This is a genomic window from Pantoea sp. CTOTU49201 (genome assembly GCF_032054795.1).
Lineage (GTDB): Bacteria > Pseudomonadota > Gammaproteobacteria > Enterobacterales > Enterobacteriaceae > Pantoea > Pantoea symbiotica.
In genome coordinates, this window is the sequence record NZ_DAMBSA010000489.1 from 2,390 (window position 1) to 3,132 (window position 743).

Genomic DNA, 743 nt, shown 5'->3' on the forward strand with positions numbered 1-743 from the left:
GTTTTGCCTGCGTCGATGAGCGGCAGTGTCAGGATGCGTTTGGTACGTTGAAAGGGTGTTTGACGGAGATGGGGATTATTTGAGGCGGAGGTCGCCATAACGGCGACCAACATCCGTTGTAGGGTCGCCATTTATGGCGACCTGGTAAATTATGGCTGACCAATACTATCCAAACGCTGCACAATTTCAGGCGTAAGTTTCACTTCGGCACTCGCCATGTTCTGCTTCAGGTGCTCCGGTGATGACGTCCCCGGAATCAGCAGAATGTTAGGCGAACGCTGCAGCAGCCACGCCAGCGCGACCTGCAGCGGCGAGGCGTTAAGCTCATTTGCCACCTCGCTCAGCTGATCCGATTGCAGTGGTGAAAAGCCGCCGAGCGGGAAGAACGGTACGTAAGGAATGCCTTGTGCTGCCAACTGGTCGAGCAGCGCCTCATCCTGGCGATTGGCCAGATTATAGAGGTTCTGCACGCAGGCGATCGGCGTCATCGCCTGCGCATCGGCCACCTGTTTGGCGGTAACGTTGCTCAGACCAATATGACGAATCAGCCCGCGCTCTTTCAGCTTAATCATCGCTTCAACCTGCGGCTCCAGCGAACCTTCCTTCGGTCCATGCACATCCAGCATCGAACGCAGATTCACCACTTCCATCACATCCAGTCCGAGATTACGCAGGTTATCTTCCACTGCTTGCGTCAACGCTTCTGGCGTAAACGCCGGTAACCAGCCGCCTTTCTCGTCACG

1 protein-coding gene is annotated in these 743 nt (G+C 55.9%); it reads right to left on the reverse strand.

All coding sequences use genetic code 11. The features are described 5' to 3' along the window. Window positions 1-149: 149 nt before the first annotated feature. Window positions 150-743, reverse strand: a 594-nt coding sequence (locus RTY00_RS22650; RefSeq protein ID WP_312666401.1) for an oxidoreductase, incomplete at its 5' end; no start/stop codon positions are given.